General features: G+C 67.6%; 11 protein-coding genes and 1 tRNA gene. 5 read left to right on the top strand and 7 right to left on the bottom strand.

Annotation, left to right across the window (positions count from 1 at the left end; genetic code table 11):
• Positions 1-124: 124 nt before the first annotated feature.
• Entirely contained in the window at positions 125-2,695 is a 2,571-nt protein-coding gene (leuS, locus tag QZ588_RS12565) for a leucine--tRNA ligase (RefSeq protein WP_295543235.1), read from the bottom strand.
• A 325-nt stretch (positions 2,696-3,020) separates the two neighbouring features.
• Here leuS and QZ588_RS12560 point away from each other — a divergent pair, with 325 nt between their 5' ends.
• The 3 genes from QZ588_RS12560 to QZ588_RS12550 all read left to right on the top strand — a co-directional run bounded on the left by QZ588_RS12560 (position 3,021) and on the right by QZ588_RS12550 (position 6,297).
• Positions 3,021-4,532: a L,D-transpeptidase family protein gene (locus QZ588_RS12560; RefSeq protein ID WP_295543234.1), complete on the top strand. Its 1,512-nt coding sequence runs from the start codon at positions 3,021-3,023 to the stop codon at positions 4,530-4,532.
• A 68-nt stretch (positions 4,533-4,600) separates the two neighbouring features.
• Positions 4,601-5,311, top strand: a complete 711-nt coding sequence (locus QZ588_RS12555) for a glycosyltransferase family 2 protein (RefSeq protein WP_295543232.1) — start codon at positions 4,601-4,603, stop codon at positions 5,309-5,311.
• A 167-nt stretch (positions 5,312-5,478) separates the two neighbouring features.
• A complete protein-coding gene (locus QZ588_RS12550; protein WP_295543231.1) occupies positions 5,479-6,297 on the top strand; it encodes a sterol desaturase family protein in 819 nt (272 codons plus the stop codon).
• Positions 6,298-6,337: 40 nt separating this feature from the next.
• On the opposite strand, the gene QZ588_RS12545 is transcribed toward QZ588_RS12550, so the two are convergent.
• From QZ588_RS12545 to QZ588_RS12535, 3 genes are all read right to left on the bottom strand, one after another.
• Positions 6,338-8,761, bottom strand: a complete 2,424-nt coding sequence (locus tag QZ588_RS12545) for a fatty acid cis/trans isomerase (RefSeq protein WP_295543228.1) — start codon at positions 8,759-8,761, stop codon at positions 6,338-6,340.
• 192 nt (positions 8,762-8,953) lie between these two features.
• Positions 8,954-9,565: a VTT domain-containing protein gene (locus QZ588_RS12540; protein WP_295543226.1), complete on the bottom strand. Its 612-nt coding sequence runs from the start codon at positions 9,563-9,565 to the stop codon at positions 8,954-8,956.
• A gap of 59 nt (positions 9,566-9,624) precedes the next feature.
• Positions 9,625-9,701, bottom strand: a tRNA-Arg gene (locus QZ588_RS12535).
• A 336-nt stretch (positions 9,702-10,037) separates the two neighbouring features.
• Between QZ588_RS12535 and QZ588_RS12530 the strand changes: the two genes are divergently transcribed.
• Together QZ588_RS12530 and odhB are read left to right on the top strand one after the other, a co-directional pair.
• Positions 10,038-12,938, top strand: a complete 2,901-nt coding sequence (locus QZ588_RS12530; RefSeq protein WP_295543224.1) for a 2-oxoglutarate dehydrogenase E1 component — start codon at positions 10,038-10,040, stop codon at positions 12,936-12,938.
• A 166-nt stretch (positions 12,939-13,104) separates the two neighbouring features.
• A complete protein-coding gene (odhB, locus tag QZ588_RS12525) occupies positions 13,105-14,427 on the top strand; it encodes a 2-oxoglutarate dehydrogenase complex dihydrolipoyllysine-residue succinyltransferase (RefSeq protein WP_295543222.1) in 1,323 nt (440 codons plus the stop codon).
• Positions 14,428-14,494: 67 nt separating this feature from the next.
• Here odhB and QZ588_RS12520 read toward each other — a convergent pair whose 3' ends face one another.
• The 3 genes from QZ588_RS12520 to QZ588_RS12510 form a co-directional block, all read right to left on the bottom strand.
• Positions 14,495-15,604: a glycosyltransferase family 1 protein gene (locus tag QZ588_RS12520; RefSeq protein WP_295543220.1), complete on the bottom strand. Its 1,110-nt coding sequence runs from the start codon at positions 15,602-15,604 to the stop codon at positions 14,495-14,497.
• Complete coding sequence (locus QZ588_RS12515; RefSeq protein WP_295543218.1) at positions 15,601-16,659, bottom strand: glycosyltransferase family 4 protein; 1,059 nt, start codon at positions 16,657-16,659, stop codon at positions 15,601-15,603. Before QZ588_RS12515 ends, QZ588_RS12520 begins: the two co-directional genes overlap by 4 nt.
• On the bottom strand, positions 16,656-17,028 hold a 373-nt coding region (locus QZ588_RS12510), incomplete at its 5' end, for a glycosyl transferase family 90 (RefSeq protein ID WP_295543217.1). The genes QZ588_RS12510 and QZ588_RS12515, both read right to left, overlap by 4 nt.

Raw genomic sequence — 17,028 nt, 5'->3', positions numbered from 1 at the left:
ACAGCGGCCGCCGTCGCCCGCGCCCCCGGGCGTCCCGGTTCGGCGCACCCGCATCGGGCTCGCGGGCGCACGTGCGCCGGGGCACCCGGCGGCCAGGCGACGGCGCTGCGGCGTCGGGCGTGACTCACTTCGCCACCACGTTCACCAGCTTGTTGGGCACCACGATCACCTTGCGGATGGCGGCCTCGCCGATGAAACGCTGCACGTTGTCATCGGCCAGCGCGGCACGCTCGATGGCCTCGCGCGGGGCCGCCGCCGGCACCTGCACCTTGCCGCGCACCTTGCCGTTCACCTGCACCACGTACTGGATGCTGTCGCGGGCGAGGGCGTCTTCGTCCACCGCCGGCCAGCCCGCCGCCAGCACGTCGTCGCCGAGGCCGAGCGCCCGCCAGAGGTGATGCGACACATGGGGCGCGATGGGTGCGAGCAACCGCAGCACGATGCCGAGCCCCTCGCGCAGCAGCGCCGCCTGCGCCGGCTGCGCCTGATCCAGCTTGTAGAGCACGTTCACCATGGTCATGCAGCCGGAGACCACGGTGTTGAACTGGTGACGCTGGTAGTCGAAAAGCGCCTTCTTCAACGCCCCATGAATCTCCCGGCGCGCATCCGCCACGGTGCTGTCACCCGTCGGCGCCGCCGCCGCGCGCACCGCATCGGCGCTCGCGGCCGCCAGCGACCACAGCCGGCGCAGGAAGCGCGCGGCACCCTCCACGCCCTCGTCGGACCATTCCAGGGACTGATCCGGCGGGGCGGTGAACATGGTGTAGAGCCGCACGGTGTCGGCGCCATAGCGCTCGATGAGCGCCTCCGGGTCGACGCCGTTGTTCTTGGACTTGGACATTTTCTCGACGCCGCCGAAGACGACGGGCGCGCCGTCCGCCTTCAGCACGCCGCCGACGAGCTTGCCCTTGTCGTCGTAGCTGGCGTCCACATCCGCCGGGTTGTACCAGGTGCGCTGGCCGTCGCCGTCCTCGCGATACCAGGTCTCGGCGACGACCATGCCCTGGGTGAGCAGGTTCGCGAAGGGCTCGTCGCAGTCCACCAGACCTTCATCGCGCATGAGCTTGTGGAAAAAGCGCGCATACAGCAGGTGCAGTACCGCGTGCTCGACGCCGCCGACATACTGATCCACCGGCAGCCAATAGTTGGCGCGGGCGTCCAGCATGGCCGTGTCGCAGTCCGCCGAGCAGTAGCGGGCGTAGTACCAGCTGGACTCGAAAAAGGTATCGAAGGTGTCGGTTTCCCGGCGCTCACCCGCGGGCAGCTGCGAGAAGGCATCCATCTTTTTCAGCGGCGAGCCGGAGCCGTCGACCACCACGTCTTCGGGCAGTTCCACGGGCAGGCGCGTTTCCGCGCGTACGCCGCCGTCGGCGGTATGGATCACCGGAATGGGGCAGCCCCAGTAGCGTTGGCGCGACACACCCCAGTCGCGCAGCCGGAAGTTCACGCGCTTCTCGCCTTTGCCGCGCGCCTGCAGCCACTCGGCGATGGCGTCGAAGGCCTGCGCCGAGGTGAGCCCGTCGAAGGAACCCGAGTGGATGAGCATGCCCTTGTCCACGAAGGCACCCTGCTCGATGCCGCAGTCGCCGCCGTCGGCGCTCACCACCACCTGCCGCTTGGGGATGCCGTAGCGCTCGGCGAATTCCCAGTCGCGCTGGTCATGCGCCGGCACGGCCATGACCGCGCCGGTGCCGTAGCCCATGAGCACGAAATTGGCCGCGAAGATGGGCACGGGCTCGCCGGTGATGGGATGAATGGCGTCGAGGCCCAGCCGATGTCCCTTTTTGTCCATGGTCTCCAGTTCCGCCTCGGTGGTGCCGCCGCGGCGGCACTCGTCGATGAAGGCGGCGAGATCCGGATCGTGCCGCGCACGGGCGCGGGCCAGCGGATGCTCGGCGGCGACGGCGACATAGGTGACACCCATGACCGTATCCGGGCGGGTAGTGTAGATGCCCAGGCGCTCGTCCTCACCCACCCCGGGGCCGGCGACGCCGAAGGCCATATAGACGCCCTCGGAGCGCCCGATCCAGTTGCGCTGCATGGTGCGCACCTGCTCGGGCCAGCCCTCCAGACCATCGATGGCGTCCAGCAGCTCCTGGGCGTAGTCGGTGATGCGCACCGACCATTGCTCGATCTCGCGCTTCTCCACCAGCGCGCCGGAGCGCCAGCCCCGGCCGTCGATGACCTGCTCGTTGGCGAGGACCGTTTGGTCCACCGGGTCCCAGTTGACGGTGGCCTTGGCGCGATAGGCCAGGCCCTTCTCCATCAGACGCGTGAACAGCCACTGCTCCCAGCGATAGTAGCTCGGATCGCAGGTGGCCAGCTCCCGCGCCCAGTCGTAGCCGAAGCCCAGACGCTGCAGCTGCGCCTTCATGGCCTGGATGTTGGCCCGCGTCCACTGGGACGGCGGAATCCCGTGCTTGATGGCGGCATTCTCGGCGGGCAGGCCGAAGGCGTCCCAGCCCATGGGCTGCAGCACGTTCTTGCCGCGCATGCGCTCGTACCGGGCGATGACGTCGCCGATGGTGTAGTTGCGCACATGGCCCATGTGCAGCCGCCCGGACGGATACGGGAACATGGACAGGCAGTAGAACTTCTCGCGGGTCGGGTCCTCGACGGCGCGGAAGGTCTGGTGGGCGTCCCAATACTGCTGTGCCGCGGTTTCGACGGCGGCGGGATCGTACTCGCTCTGCATGGGTGCTGGGGATCTCGTTTACAGGCAGACGCGCAATGTTTCGGCCATCGCGCGATGGCGCACGGGATTGCGTGTGTTTGCGCGCAGGATACCGTATCGCATCCCACCGCTGGCATCCGGCATCGGCCGCACGGCGGACGCGGATCAGACGCATCGACGATCCAGTCCCGCGCCCAACCCCGGGGCATCGACCCGCGCACTGCGCGCCCTGCGGGCGTGGCGGCGGGCGGCGGTGGGCCGAAGCCGCCTTTGCTCGCCCGGCGTCAATCGGTTAACGTCCGCGTATTGCGCCGCACGCGCGCCAAGTGTCCTGCCGAAACGATCGATGAGCAACCGATACATCACACCGGGCGCGCTCCGCAGCGTTTTGCTCGCACCACTGGCTGCCTGGCTCCTCACCGCCGGCGGCTGCGCCCAGATGGGCTTCCCGGAGCTCCCACAGGCATCCAAGACCCCTCCGGCGACGGACGCGGCGGCGGACAACAACGAGCCCGCCACGTCAGCGGCGACGGTCGCCGACACCGATGCGCCCCAGCCGAAGCCGGGCCAGCTCTACGACTGGACGGGTGACGGGCGCGCGGTCACGCGCATCGTCATCGACACTGACACCCAGCTGGCCAGCTTCTACGCCGGCGACGAGCGTGTCGGCTGGACCACCATCGCCACCGGCGTTTCCAGTCATCCCACACCCAGGGGCGAGTTTACGATCATCGAGAAGGTGCGCGACAAGCGCTCGAACCTCTATGGCAAGCTCGTGCGCAACGGCAAGGTCATCCGCGGCAGCGCCCACGGCCGCGACCCGGTGCCGGAGGGCGCGCGCTTCGTCGGTGCCAGCATGCCCCACTTCATGCGCCTGACCTACGACGGCATCGGCATGCACGCAGGCCCCATCCCCAACCCGGGCCAGCCGGCCTCCCATGGCTGCATTCGCATGCCGCCGCAAATGGCCGAAGCCGTCTTCGCCCACGTCGGCCCGAGCACGGCGGTCACGGTCGTCGGCAACGGCCCCGACTACGGTAATTACGGTGAGCGCGTCGCGCGCCAGCGCGCGGAAGCGCGCGCACGGCGACTGGCCGAGGAGCGCGCCCGCCGTGCCGAGGAGGCAGCCGCAGCCGCACAAGCGCCGCAGCGCCAACGGCGTCCGGCGATCGCCACCGCCGGGGGTGCAGACGCGCCATCGGCGGCGGTCGCTGCGTCGGACAGGGCAAGTACCGCTGCGGCCGCCACCGCGACCGTCATGCCAGGCGCCGAGGCGCAGGGCGGGCCACAACGTGCGCCGCGCGCCGGGTCGCCGGGAGCGCAGCCGGAGTCGCCGATGGGGTCAGTGGCGGAGCAACAACCTGCTCAGGCGCGCACCGGGTCCGATCCGGACATCGCAGACAGCGCAAGCACTGGCACTGGCATTGGCGCCGTCGGCGACAGCCGTCCCGAGACATCAACCGCGGCACAGGTGGCGGGCGCCGCGACGGTCGCCGACGATACCGCACCCGGCAGCAACGCTGCGCCCGCCCCCGGCAGCACCTCTGGCGTCGACGTCAGCCGCCCGTCTGGCACCGGCCCCAATGGCGCCCGGCCAGGTCGCGGCGACACCGACACGGGCACAGACACGAGTACCGCGACCGTGCCGGCGCGCGCGAGCACCGGCGCCGACACCAGCCAGCCCGGGCCAGGCGCCGAGCCGGATATCCAGCCACCGGCGACGCCGGCGCCGGCGCCGGCGCCTCCCGCCGCGGCGCCGACGCAGCCTGCAAATGCCGAGGGCGCGTCACCACCACCGCCGCCGCCGACGTTGCGCGCCGCCGGTGACGAGCCGGCGCCCGCCCCGTCACAGCTCTAAGCACGCGTGCGGCCGGCTATCGCCGCAACGCCCCCGCTGCCATGCCCGTGATCCCCAGACAGCCCGCAATGCGCCCCACACCCGGGGCCGCCGACCCGGCCGCGCTCGCCGTGATCATCCCGACCCGCCAGCTCGATGCATCGGTCTGCTCGGCGATCCACCAGGCGCAGCGCACACTGCGTCCGCAGGAAATCATCGTCGTCGAGCCCGCGGACGTACAGACCCGCATGCCGCCGCCGCCGGGCTGCCGACACGTGCAGGCGTTGCGCGGGCGGGGCACCCAGTGCAACGCCGGTGTCCGCGCCAGCACCGCCCCGGCGCTTTTGTTTCTGCATGACGACACCCGACTGCCGGCGGACGCCGCCCGGGCCATCGCCGCCGCCCTCGCCGATCCGGCCCTGGGCATGGCCTGCTTTCGGCTCCGCTTCGACCGCCGCCACCCACTGCTGGCGCTCTACGCCTGGTGCTCGCGCTTCGACTCCGCCTGGACCACCTTCGGCGACCAGGGCTATCTCATCCGACGCGACCTGTTCGACGCCGTCGGCGGCTTCCCGGACTGGCCGCTGTTCGAAGACGTGGAACTGGCGCGACGCGTGCGCCGTCAGCACGGACCCCGGCGACGCATCCGCAAGCTGCCCACCACGGTCACCACCTCGGCGGTGCGCTTCGAGCGCGGCGGCATGCTGCGGCAACAACTGCGCAATGCCGTCGCCATGCTCCGCTTCTTCGCCGGTACCCCGCCGGCGCGGCTGGCCATGGAGTACGAGCGCCGGCGCTGAAGCCGGCGCGGCACAGACTGCATTGGCACCGCCGCCGAGGTTTGGCGGCGACGACCCGCCCGCCTCCGGTGGCATTGGCACCACGGGCGGCGGAAACATTCAGCCATGGGCATGGGTCTCATGGCCAGGGCGCGCAGCGGCGCCGCAACCGGTACCAGCAGCAAGACATGAGCACGGACACCATCATCGGCCTCATCGCCCTGGCGACGCTGTTCGCCGCCGAGGGCTGGCTGCCCGCCTACGCCGGGCGCGAGCGCCGCCTGCGCCACGGCGCCAATAACTTAGGCCTCGCCGCGGTCAGCGCCGTCGCCGGCGCCCTGACGGTGCCGCTGCTGGTGCTGTCGGTCACCACCGCCGCGGCCCAGGGCATCGGCCTGTGCCATGTCCTCGACCTCGGCTGGCCCGCCTGCGCGCTACTGACCTTCCTGCTGTTCGATGGCTGGATGTACGTCTGGCACCGCGCCAATCACGAAATCCCATTCCTCTGGCGCTTTCACCGCGTGCACCACAGCGACCCGGCCATGGACAGCACCACTGCACTGCGCTTCCACCCAGGAGAAATTCTGCTCTCCGGGGTGGCCAACGGCTTGGTGCTCATGGCGCTCGGCATGTCGCTGAGCATGCTGGTGCTGTACAAATCGGTCATGGTGCTGGTGATCCTGTTCCACCACAGCAACCTCGCCGTGCCGGCGCGCCTGGATGCGCGGCTGCGCGCACTCATCGTGCCGCCGTCCATGCACCGGGTGCATCATTCGGAGATCCGCGCCGAGACGGACGCCAACTACGGCACCGTCTTCTCGTTCTGGGACCGGCTGTTCGGCACCTTCCGGCTGCGCGACGACCCACAGGCCATCCGCTTCGGCATCGGCACCTACGACGATGCCGCCTGGCAGCGCCCGCTGCACCTCCTGCGGCTGCCCTTGGAGCCGATCCGTCGTCCGCCTGCGGGAGAAGGTGCCATCCCGGCGGCGGAGGCGGAGCCATGAGCGCCCCGGCCGCCGCAGGCCAAAGGGCCAACACCAGCGCTCACTTCTCCGGCGCGTCGTAGTAGGTCAGGTCCAGCCAGCCGGCGACGTCACCGCGTTGCTTGAAGTTCCAGGCGTTGATCCAGTCGTAGAAGTCCCAGAACTGGCCGCTGTTGCGCAGAATGCCATAGCGGGTCTTGAACGCCTTCCAGTCGGCCGCGCTCGCGACCGCGTTCAGATCGGACAGGAAGGCCGAGGCATCCTGCAGGTCGAGATCGACGAACAGGTTCGGGAAACCGTTGACCAGGGTCGGATAGACGCTCATCGAGTCCTTCTTCGGCAGCGCCTCGCCGTTCTCGAACACCAGGGTGTACTGCGTCGCATACACGCGGTTGGCGATCAGCGAGTAGACACGCTGCGCGTCACCATGGTTGAGCCGCAGCACGATCACACTTGGCAACTGGGGCACGAATGACAGGCCTTCGGTCGCGGTCAGGGTCGAGATCGCCCGCTCCCAGTCGTCGAAGTCCTTGATCGCCGCATCCAGCTCGACATCGGGTTTCTGCTGCGGATTGAGCGGGTCGGGCAGGCCGCTGATCTTGCGCCCGAGCCGCTGCTCGATCTGCTCGACCAGGTCCAGCAGCGGGTCATCACCGCTGACCTTGACCTGGGTCGGCTGCTGCTCGCCGGCGAAGGGCACCGCGGCCAGGCCGATGGCGCCAATGCCTTGTGTCCATTTGCGACGGATCGTCTTGCGCACATCCGGTGGCAGCAGCGTCAGGAAGTTGTCCTCGAACGCCTGGCGCAGGAAGTTGAAGAACATCAGGGTCTCGAGCTTGGACCCGTCGCCCTTCCAGTAGGCGAAGCCGGCGACGGTGTCGTAGTACATGCGCTCGAAGCTGGCGAAGCTGATCAGCCACAGCGAGCGTGGCACCCCGCCCTGCGCACCCTTGAGCACCGAGACATTGGTCTCATGGCGCAGCACGGTGAGCCAGGCGTTGCGGTCATCGCCGCCGCCATCCCAGAGCGCATCCAGCGACCAGCCCTTGGGAAAGAGCTGCTCCTTGGTCGCCGCGAACGCCTTCAGGTAATCGGCATTGCCGAATACCGAGCGGTCCATGAAGGTATCCCAACTATCGAGGCCGAGCATCGGCTTCTGCACCGAGGGATCATAGGCGGGGTCCAGGAAGAAAACCCAGAACTGATCCTTCACCGCATAGGTCGCGGTCTGGCCGTTGCAGACCGGCCCATAGGTGATACCGCCGACGATGACCTCGGAGTTCTCCAGCATGAAGCGGTAGCGCGACTCGGCCGGGATCGCGGCGAACACCTCGAGCGCATTGTCGCTGCCCCAGCCGGGCTTGAGCGCATCGCCGGTGCCCCAGCCCTCGCCGCTGTCGAGCGCGAACAGCTCGGTCAGGTGATCGATGTCGTCGAGCGACAGCTGCCACAGGAAGTGATTCTTCTGCACCGCCGGCTCGGTGACCTTCTCGAGCCGGTACCAGAACCGTTCGATGTTGGCGTAGCTGTAGGGATCATCGTAGGGCAGCCCGGTGCCGATCACCTCGACCGGCGGGATCTCGACCCTTTCGTCGCCATTGTCGCCCTTGACCACGCGCGCCGGCGGGGTCTTGGAGCGCACCAGCCGGAACTGATCGCCCGGGCTCTCCTCGAGCACGATGGTCGCCAGGAACATGTGCTCGAAAATGTAGCGGCTGACCAGCTGCGCGCGCTTGTCGTCGCCGTTGAGGAACGACTCCCACGCCAGCACCGCGCGCGGATTGGCGATGCGCTGTGCCGCGTGCTGCTGGGCCTTGGTCGGGCCGGGCGAGCCGTTCGCGACCCATTGCTTGAGGGTCTCGAAATCGCTGTCGGAGAGGGCCGGCAGGCCGAACGGCATGCCGATGGCGGGGTGCTTCTGCAACTCGGCCTGCAACGCCGCCGGTTTGGGCGGACAGGTCGCCATGTAGCGCTCGGGGCGCAGCCCCTTCAGCGCCGCGCGCGAGAAGCCGGGGCTGTTGTGCGCCCGGCCGGCCTCGATCATCAGGTAGAGCAGCGAGTTGTCGAGGTTCTTCGCGGCACCGCCGTCGCGCGCGACGATGGGATAGAACCCCTTCTTGCGCCAGGCCGCCAGCGAATGGGCCGCCTCCATATCGGTGCGCGGATAATCGCTGGCGTGCACCGAATAGGCATTGAGCCCGAAGCCGCCGCGCTCGAGCCCGCGAAACGAGTCCAGCTTGACGTTGCAGGGCGAGCCGAGACAGCCATGACAGGCGATGCAGCGGCGGTTGAAGATCGGCTGCACGTCGGCGACGTAATCGGGTACTGAAGAAGATGCGTCGGCATTGGCCTGAGGCGGCGCCGAGTGCGATTCAGCACTCGCGCCGGGGTCTTTTGCTGCATCGGCGGCGGGCACCGGCGGGGCCAGTGCGAACAGGTACGCCCCGGCTACGAGGGCGAGGGCGCGTATGAGCGGCAAGGACATGTCGAGGCGGCCTCCATCCAAGAGCTGCGACGAGGGCGGCAGCCTATATGAAGCGCGCAGTCGCGACAATGCCGCCTGAGGGACACCGCCGCGCCGAGCGGTTTTCGGTGTCACCGCCGCAGTGTCGCCCGCTCCGGGCAGGCGGCAGCGCATCAGGCGTTGGCTCAGGGACTCGCTGGATCAGGGCCTGGCTCAGACACGATCCAGATCGCTGGCGCGTGCCGCCGCGGCGAGGCGGCGCTGGCGACGTTGATACAGATGCTTCACGCCGATATACAGCAGCACGAGCCCGGCGATACCGGCGAACAGATAGGTGTCGTAGCCGGCGAAATCGTCGATCACGTGCATCGCCGCGGCGCCGAACAGATAGCCGACCACGCCGAACGCCGAGGCCCAGACCAAGGCCGCGAGCCAGTCGATGAAGAAGAACGGCCAAAACCGCGCCGTTCCCATCCCCATGATGTAAGGCGAAATGAAGCGCATCCCAGGGATAAAGCGATACATGAAAATGTAACGCTTCTGGTACCTTTCGATGTAGCCGGTGACCGCCTTAAACCGGTGCGACTGCGGATGCAGGTGGTGCTGGTCGAGCAAACGATGCACAAGCAGCTCGACACCACGGCCGGCCAGGAAATAGAGGCAGCTCAGAACTTGGCTGGCGATGGTCAGCAGAAGCAGCAACACCACCAGCAAACCATCGTCGGTTTTCGCAGCGAAGCCGGCGGCGACCGCCAGCACCGCGCTGTTGAGCGACGAGGCCCCGAGCGCGAGCCAAAAATAGTGGGTCGAGAACAGACTCAGCACAACAATCCCCCACGCATCGTCGTTAGCGGGACAGGCGGAGCGCATGTAGAACAGGGTGATGGCGCCCTCGACAGGATTCGAACCTGTGACCTACCGCTTAGGAGGCGGTTGCTCTATCCGGCTGAGCTACGAGGGCGGTGGCGTTGACGGAGCAGCCGACGGCACCTGCGCGCGGCTTGCTGTGGGCCCGGCGAGCGCCTGACGCGCAGGCCGATGCTTGTTGGCGACGGCGTCTGCCCCCACGCACCGCCCAGGATACGCGAAAAGCCCAATACATGACATTGCCCGGGCGCTGATCAGCGGCCGCCGCCTGTGCGTTACACTTTCGGTTTGACAGGACGCGCGCCGCACAGATACGCGTGACGGCGACGGCATCACAGGCAGCCGAAGCGTCGCACGCCCGCGCCCCCCGAGCGCGCGTGCGCACGCCCGCCGCCGGCCCACACGAACCAGAGCAAGCCGAACCAAAGCTATGAGCGCGCTGCTGCAGTTGTTCCGATCCTCCTCCGCCTTCTACGGCGGCAACGCGGCCTTCATCGAAGATCTCTACGAGCGCTATCTCAAAGACCCCGAGAGCATCGATCTCGCCTGGCGGCGGCGCTTCGACGCCATCCACGCCGAGGCCGCCAACGAGGTGCCGCACGGCCCGGTGCGCGAGAACTTCGAGCGCCTGGCGAGCGAAAGCCGCACCCGTGCCCAAGCCCGCTTCGTGCAGCGTCTGGAGCCGGCGGCGGCGGAGCGCCAGTCGGCGGTGCTCAGGCTCATCAACGCCTACCGCTACCGCGGCCACCAGGTGGCGGACCTGGACCCGCTGAAGCTGCGCCCCACGCCCAAGGTGGCGGACCTGGCCCCGAGCTATCACAACCTCGAAGACAGCGACCTCGACCAGGTCTTCCATACCGGATCGCTCTACGCCCCCGACCGGATGCCGCTCAAGGACATCCTGGCGCTGCTGCAGCGCATCTACTGCGGGCCCGTGGGCTCGGAGTACATGCACATCACCACCACGGTTGAAAAGCGCTGGGTGCAGAAACGCCTGGAGGGCTACCAGGCACGCCCGGAGCTGGAGCCGGCGGACCGACGCTGGCTGCTCACCCTGCTCACCGCCGCCGAGGGCCTGGAGAAGTACCTGCACACCAAGTACGTTGGCCAGAAACGCTTCTCGCTGGAGGGGGCCGAGGCGCTCATCCCGATGCTGGACGAGCTGATCCAGCGCGCCGGGCGCAAGGGCGGCAAAGAGATCGTCATCGGCATGGCCCACCGCGGGCGGCTCAACGTGCTGGTGAACATCCTCGGCAAACCGCCGCAGGAGATCTTCGCCGAGTTCGAGGGCAAGGCCCCCATGAACCCGCGCCAGCTCGCCGGCGATGTGAAGTATCACCTGGGCTTCGCGTCGGATGTCGAGACCCCCGGCGGCATCGTGCACCTGGCGTTGGGCTTCAACCCCTCGCACCTGGAAATCATCAACCCGGTCATCGAGGGCTCGGTGCGGGCGCGCCAGCGCCGCCGCGGCGACCGCACCGGCGAGCAGGTGCTGCCGGTGCTGATCCACGGCGACGCCGCCTTCGCCGGCCAGGGTGTGGTGGCCGAGACGCTGCAGCTCAGCCAGACCCGCAGCTACGGCACCGGCGGCACGGTGCACATCGTCATCAACAATCAGATCGGGTTTACCACCAGCAACCCGCTGGACACCCGTAGCACCCTGTATTGCACGGATGTAGCCAAAATGGTGCAGGCGCCGGTGCTCCATGTGAACGGCGACGACCCGGAGGCGGTCATCTTCGTCACCCGCATGGCGCTCGACTATCGCAACCAGTTCCGCAAGGACGTGGTCATCGACCTGGTGTGCTACCGCCGCCTCGGCCACAACGAGGCCGACGAGCCGGCGGTGACCCAGCCCATGATGTACAAAAAGATCCGCGAGCGGGCCACCGCCCGCGCCATCTACGCCGACCGGCTCATCGACGACGGCGTGCTGACCCGCGACGACGCCGTGGCCATGATCGAGGAGTACCGCGGCGCCATCGAGCACGGCGTGGTGGTGGCCCGCCCCGTGCTGTGCGGGCTCGAGAAGAGCTACCGCGCCGACTGGCACAGCTGCCACGGCAACGACTGGCGCGCCGCCGCCGACACCAGCGTGCCACGGCAACGGCTCACCGACTTGGCCGAGCGCATGCTACGGCTGCCGGAAGACTTCGAGCTGCACCCGCGCGTGAGCAAGATCTGGGCGGAGCGGCGCAAAATGGCCCAGGGTGATCAGCTGGCCAACTGGGGCTTCGCCGAGAACCTGGCCTACGCGACGCTGCTGGACGCGGGCTATCCGGTGCGCCTGTCCGGTCAGGACGCCGGCCGCGGCACCTTCTTCCACCGCCATGCCAAGGTCCACTGCCAGCAGACCGGCCGCGAGCACACACCGCTGCAGCACCTGCGCGACGACGACGCAGCCCCCCAAGGCGACTTCGTCGCCATCGACTCCATCCTGTCAGAAGAGGCCGTGCTGGGCTACGAGTACGGCTTCGCCACCGCCGAGCCCAACGCGCTCACCATCTGGGAGGCGCAGTTCGGCGACTTCGCCAACGGTGCCCAGGTGGTCATCGACCAGTTCATCACCTCCGCCGGCACCAAGTGGGGCCTGGACTGCGGGCTCACCATGCTGCTACCCCACGGCCTGGAGGGCCAGGGCGCCGAGCACTCTTCAGCGCGCCTGGAACGTTTCCTGCAGCTGTGCGCCGAGCACAACATCCAGGTCTGCGTGCCCACCACGCCGGCCCAGATGTTCCACCTGCTGCGCCGGCAGATGCTGCGCGACTTCCGCCGGCCGCTGGTGGTGATGACACCCAAGAGCCTGCTGCGCCATCGCCTGGCGGTGTCATCATTGGAAGAGCTCGCCGACGGCGGCTTCCAGGTGGTCATCCCCGAAACCGACCCCCTCGACCCCGCCGGCGTCGAGCGGGTGGTGTTCTGCTCGGGCAAGGTCTATTACGATCTCATCGAGGCGCGCCACGCCCGTGGCCTCACCGATGTGGCCGTCATCCGCATCGAGCAGCTCTACCCCTTCCCGAAGGACGCCTTCACCGATGCGCTGGCACAGTATCCCGACACCACCGAGATCATCTGGTGCCAGGAAGAGCCGCAGAACCAGGGCGCCTGGGACCAGATCAAGCATCGTTTCCATCATCTCATCGAGCAGGGCAAACAGCCCTACTATGTCGGCCGCGCGGCTTCGGCGGCACCCGCCGTGGGTCACCGCTCGGTGCACGTGGCCCAGCAAGAGCAGCTGGTGGACGAGGCGCTGACCGGTCGCATCAACCCGAAGATGAACCGGCGCATCCCGCCGCAGCAGCCCATCGACGAACTGCCGGCGGCGGATTGAAGCGCCGACCACAACCGCACCGACCCGCAGCCCGACATCGAGCGCCCACGCAGCCCGAACAGACAGCGCCCCGGCCGGCGCCGGTGACCGCCGAGCCCGACGGTACACTCGCACCAGCCCGACCGAGTCCGAACCCACTCATAGCATCGCGAAGGAATTCCCACCCATGAGCACCGAAGTGCGCGTCCCCGCATTGCCCGAGTCCGTGGCTGACGCAACGATACTGACCTGGCACAAGCAACCCGGCGACGCCGTGGCCAAGGACGACAACCTGGTGGACTTGGAAACCGACAAGGTGGTGCTGGAGGTGCCGGCGCCGGTGACGGGCCGCCTGGCCGAGCACAAGGTGAAGGAAGGCGACGTAGTGGACGCAGATGCCGTGCTCGCCCTGATCGAGGCGAGCGACGCAGCCACCGCTGCCCCTCATACCGATCAGGCGCCCAACCAGGCCGCCGCCGAGCCCGCCGCCGCGGCGCCGGCGGCGGCAACGGCAACCGCGCCGGCCGGCGACAGCGCCACCGCCGAACAGCCCCAGCTCGCCCCCGCGGCGCGCAGGCTGATCAAGGAGCTAGGCCTGAACGCCGGCGACATCCCCGGCAGTGGCCGCGGCGGCCGCATCCACAAAGCGGATGTCGTCACCTGGCTGGATCAGCAGGAAGCCGCAGCCCCGGCGCGCGACCCCGACGCCGGTCGCGCCGCGCCCGCACCGACGCCGCAGACATCGGACGACACCACCACGCCGGCGCTCGAGCTCGATGCCTCCCTGCCCGGACTCTCCGGCGATGCCGGCCGCCCCGAGCAGCGCGTGCCCATGACCCGGCTGCGCGCGCGCATCGCCCAACGCCTGGTGGAGGCGCAGCAGAACGCCGCCATGCTCACCACCTTCAACGAGGTGGACATGAGTGCTGTCATGGCCCTGCGCAGCCACTACAAAGACCGCTTCGAGGCCACCCACGGCGTGCGCCTAGGCCTCATGTCGTTCTTCGTCAAGGCCAGCGTCGAGGCCCTGCAACGCTTCCCGGTGGTGAACGCCTCGGTGGACGAAGGCGACATCATCTACCACGGCTACTACGACATCGGCATCGCCGTCAGCTCTCCGCGCGGGCTGGTGGTGCCCATCCTGCGCAACTGCGATCAGCTCTCCATGGCCGACATCGAGCGCGGCATCGGCGACTTCGGCACCAAGGCCAAAGACGGCACCCTGAGCTTCGAAGAGCTCACCGGCGGCACCTTCTCCATCACCAACGGCGGCGTCTTCGGCTCGCTCATGTCCACGCCCATCCTGAACCCACCGCAGAGTGCCATCCTCGGCCTGCACAAGGTCGAAGAGCGCCCCGTCGCCCGCGACGGGCAGGTGGTCATCCGCCCCATGATGTACCTGGCCCTGAGCTACGACCACCGCATCATCGACGGCCGCGAGGCGGTGCAATGCCTCGTCGCCATCAAAGAAACCCTGGAGGACCCGGCGCGGTTGCTGCTGCGGATTTGACGCCGTACCGCGACTGGAGCCGGCGGCGGGGATGTGATCCGCCAAATAGGACTCTCACAGCCCTGCCCTACTGCGCCAGCGCCAATATGGCATCGGCCAACAGCTGGCCGCTGTTTTCCCATGTCGGCACCTGCCGCACCCCGGTCAATGTCGGCCGGGGCCGCGCCAGCGCCGAGCGCACCCCCTGAATCACACCTTCGATGGTCGGCTCGATATAGTTGGCGAGTCCAAGCGAAGCCTCTCTCAGCTCAGGCAGCTCGGTGGTGACCACCGGCGTCTCACAGGCGAGTGCTTCGAGCACGGGCATCCCAAAGCCTTCGTAGATGGATGGAAAAAGAAACAGCCTCGCACCCCGGAACAGGCTGGGAAGATGCTCATCGGGCACGTAACTCAGCTGCTCCACGCCATCCGCACGAGCGTCTTGGAGTAACCGGATCAGCCGCCGATTTTTCCATCCCGAAGCACCGCAAATGGCAAACTTCATGCCCTGGGTCTCGCCGGTCCGCTTCATGGCGAGAAACGCCCGCACAGCGATATCCATATTCTTGCGCGGCTCGAGATTGGAAACCATTAGCCAATAGCTTCCGGCGCTGAGCCCATACGTCGTTAATACAGACCAATCCGGCGCTCGCGCTGCGGCGAGAAACGCTCGTGAAACGGCGGGCGGAGCCACAACGGCAGCGGTCTTACCGTAGTAATGTCGCAGTCGCTCAGCCGTGCCACACGAGTTGGTGGATATGGCATCGGCGGAGGCAATATCTTGATGCTGGAACATGCTGGACGCGGCCCAGCCGAGCGTCGGCATGGTCTTCGGCACCACCATCACATTGAAATCATGGATCGTGAGCAATGTGCGGGCCCCATGGGTATGCGCAGGCAGGATGCCGGCCCCCCCCCAGAAAACATCGAGATCGAGCTGCCGCAAAAGCTGAGGCACGCGCCAACGCAGCCAAAACAGACCGGGCAGCTTCGATGCCACGCGGGAGCTTTCCTGGATGCAATGCCAGCGCGCGCTTTGCACCGGAGGCACCATCTTCGAGCGCCCAAAAGCAAAGAACTCGGCATCCGGCAACGCCGCATGCAGGGCCTGACTGAGCTCGAAGACATAGCGACCTATGCCGCTTCGCCGCGCTGTCAGCGGCCGCCCGTCGAGACCGATGCGAAGCTGTCTTCTCAAGAACCGTCCCCCTCGGGCAGCGCCGCGCGAGTCTCAGCGGATGTCGGAGCAGGCACGATGCGCCTGAACAACTCGAGGTACTCGCTCGCCATGCGCCGACGCGAGAAGTGTTGGACGACCCGCGCGCGGCTCGTGCGTGAGAGCTGGGACAGCCGCCCGGGGTCGGCCGCAAGGCGCTTGATCTGCCGCCCGAAGTCGTCAGCGCTGTCCATGGCACACAGCACCCCCGCGCCATCACGGCCAATCAGCTCGCGAAACGCATGCGCATTGCTCGCGACAACAGGCGTTCCACAGCTCATGGCCTCGGCGGCCGCCAGGCCGAAGCCTTCCAGCCGGCTCGGCGCGAGCAGCAGCTGGGCGTGGCGGTATTCCGCCCTGAGATCCTCCAAGGTGAGTCGACCGAGATGACGAACTCGGGGATGTCCTTGAAGCGATGCGGGCAGCGGGTGGCCTCCGACGCACCGAAGCTCAAAGCCCGAGCCCAGGCGCGACAGGATCGCCGGCAAGAGATCCGCCCCTTTACGCGCGCAGGGCTTGCCCACGAACAGCAGTCGGAACCGGTCGCGCTCGGGTTTGCGATGAAGGCTGGGAGCAGGCGAAAAGTACTCCGTATCGACGCCGTTATAAATCACGATCGGCTCCGCGCCCCCGATGCTGCGACGCCAGGACGTCGCCGTATGCTGGCTGACGGCCACCACGCGAGCGGCGGTAGCCGCCGAGCGACGCAGGAAGGCTTTGACGAAAACTTCGTGGAAGATGGCCTGGGGAAAGTTTGTGTAAGCGGTCCTGCCGGAGCCGACGAGGGTGTGGTGCTCAACGGCGATCACCGGCACGCCCCGGCCGGCAAATGCGAACGCATTCCAGCTGTTCGCGACGACGAGGTCCGTGCCATCGGGGATATTCCTGAGACGCAGACGCCACGGGAAGTACTGCCATTCATGTTGGAATGGCGTCGTGACCACGCGTTGCCCGAGCTGCTCCAGCGCCGCTGCGAGGGAGTGCGTATAGATGTCCGCCCCCGTGCCGGCACGGATGTAGGGGAGCCAGATCTTCAACGATGCCCGCCACGCCGGTCGTCGGAGCATTCGAGCTGCTGTATCTCGCGGGCGTAGCGCCGTATGATCCAATACATCTGCGCGCAGAGGTCTGACATTTGCATGTTTGTTTCCACGAACTTGTTCGCGTTGTCAATGATCTGCCGGACGGCCGTTTCCTGGCTCTGCAGTTCATCGAGCACTTGCGGCAAGTCCTGAAACCGACGATCAACCTCAACATAATGCACGCCAGGCTGCAACGCACGATAGAACCATTGGATATTATCGCTGCGCTGCTTGATCACCAACGAATTAGTGCCTGAACGAGAAGCCCGTTTTACTTTTTGAAACAGTGGCTTGCGATCTGTCCCCATGATCGAAGATCGAGCT

The sequence above is a fragment of the uncultured Thiohalocapsa sp. genome (genome assembly GCF_913062725.1).
Lineage (GTDB): Bacteria > Pseudomonadota > Gammaproteobacteria > Chromatiales > Chromatiaceae > Thiohalocapsa.
Note: the sequence above shows the minus strand (reverse complement) of the source record. Positions and strands in the feature narration are given on the sequence as shown.

Bases quoted from the DNA above. Each gene is read 5' to 3' on its own strand.
- QZ588_RS12550 (WP_295543231.1), top strand. From the start codon at position 5,479: ATGAGCACGGACACCATCATCGGCCTCATCGCCCTGGCGACGCTGTTC.
- QZ588_RS12545 (WP_295543228.1), bottom strand. From the start codon at position 8,761: ATGTCCTTGCCGCTCATACGCGCCCTCGCCCTCGTAGCCGGGGCGTAC.
- QZ588_RS12530 (WP_295543224.1), top strand. From the start codon at position 10,038: ATGAGCGCGCTGCTGCAGTTGTTCCGATCCTCCTCCGCCTTCTACGGC.
- QZ588_RS12560 (WP_295543234.1), top strand. From the start codon at position 3,021: ATGAGCAACCGATACATCACACCGGGCGCGCTCCGCAGCGTTTTGCTC.
- QZ588_RS12555 (WP_295543232.1), top strand. From the start codon at position 4,601: ATGCGCCCCACACCCGGGGCCGCCGACCCGGCCGCGCTCGCCGTGATC.
- leuS (WP_295543235.1), bottom strand. From the start codon at position 2,695: ATGCAGAGCGAGTACGATCCCGCCGCCGTCGAAACCGCGGCACAGCAG.
- odhB (WP_295543222.1), top strand. From the start codon at position 13,105: ATGAGCACCGAAGTGCGCGTCCCCGCATTGCCCGAGTCCGTGGCTGAC.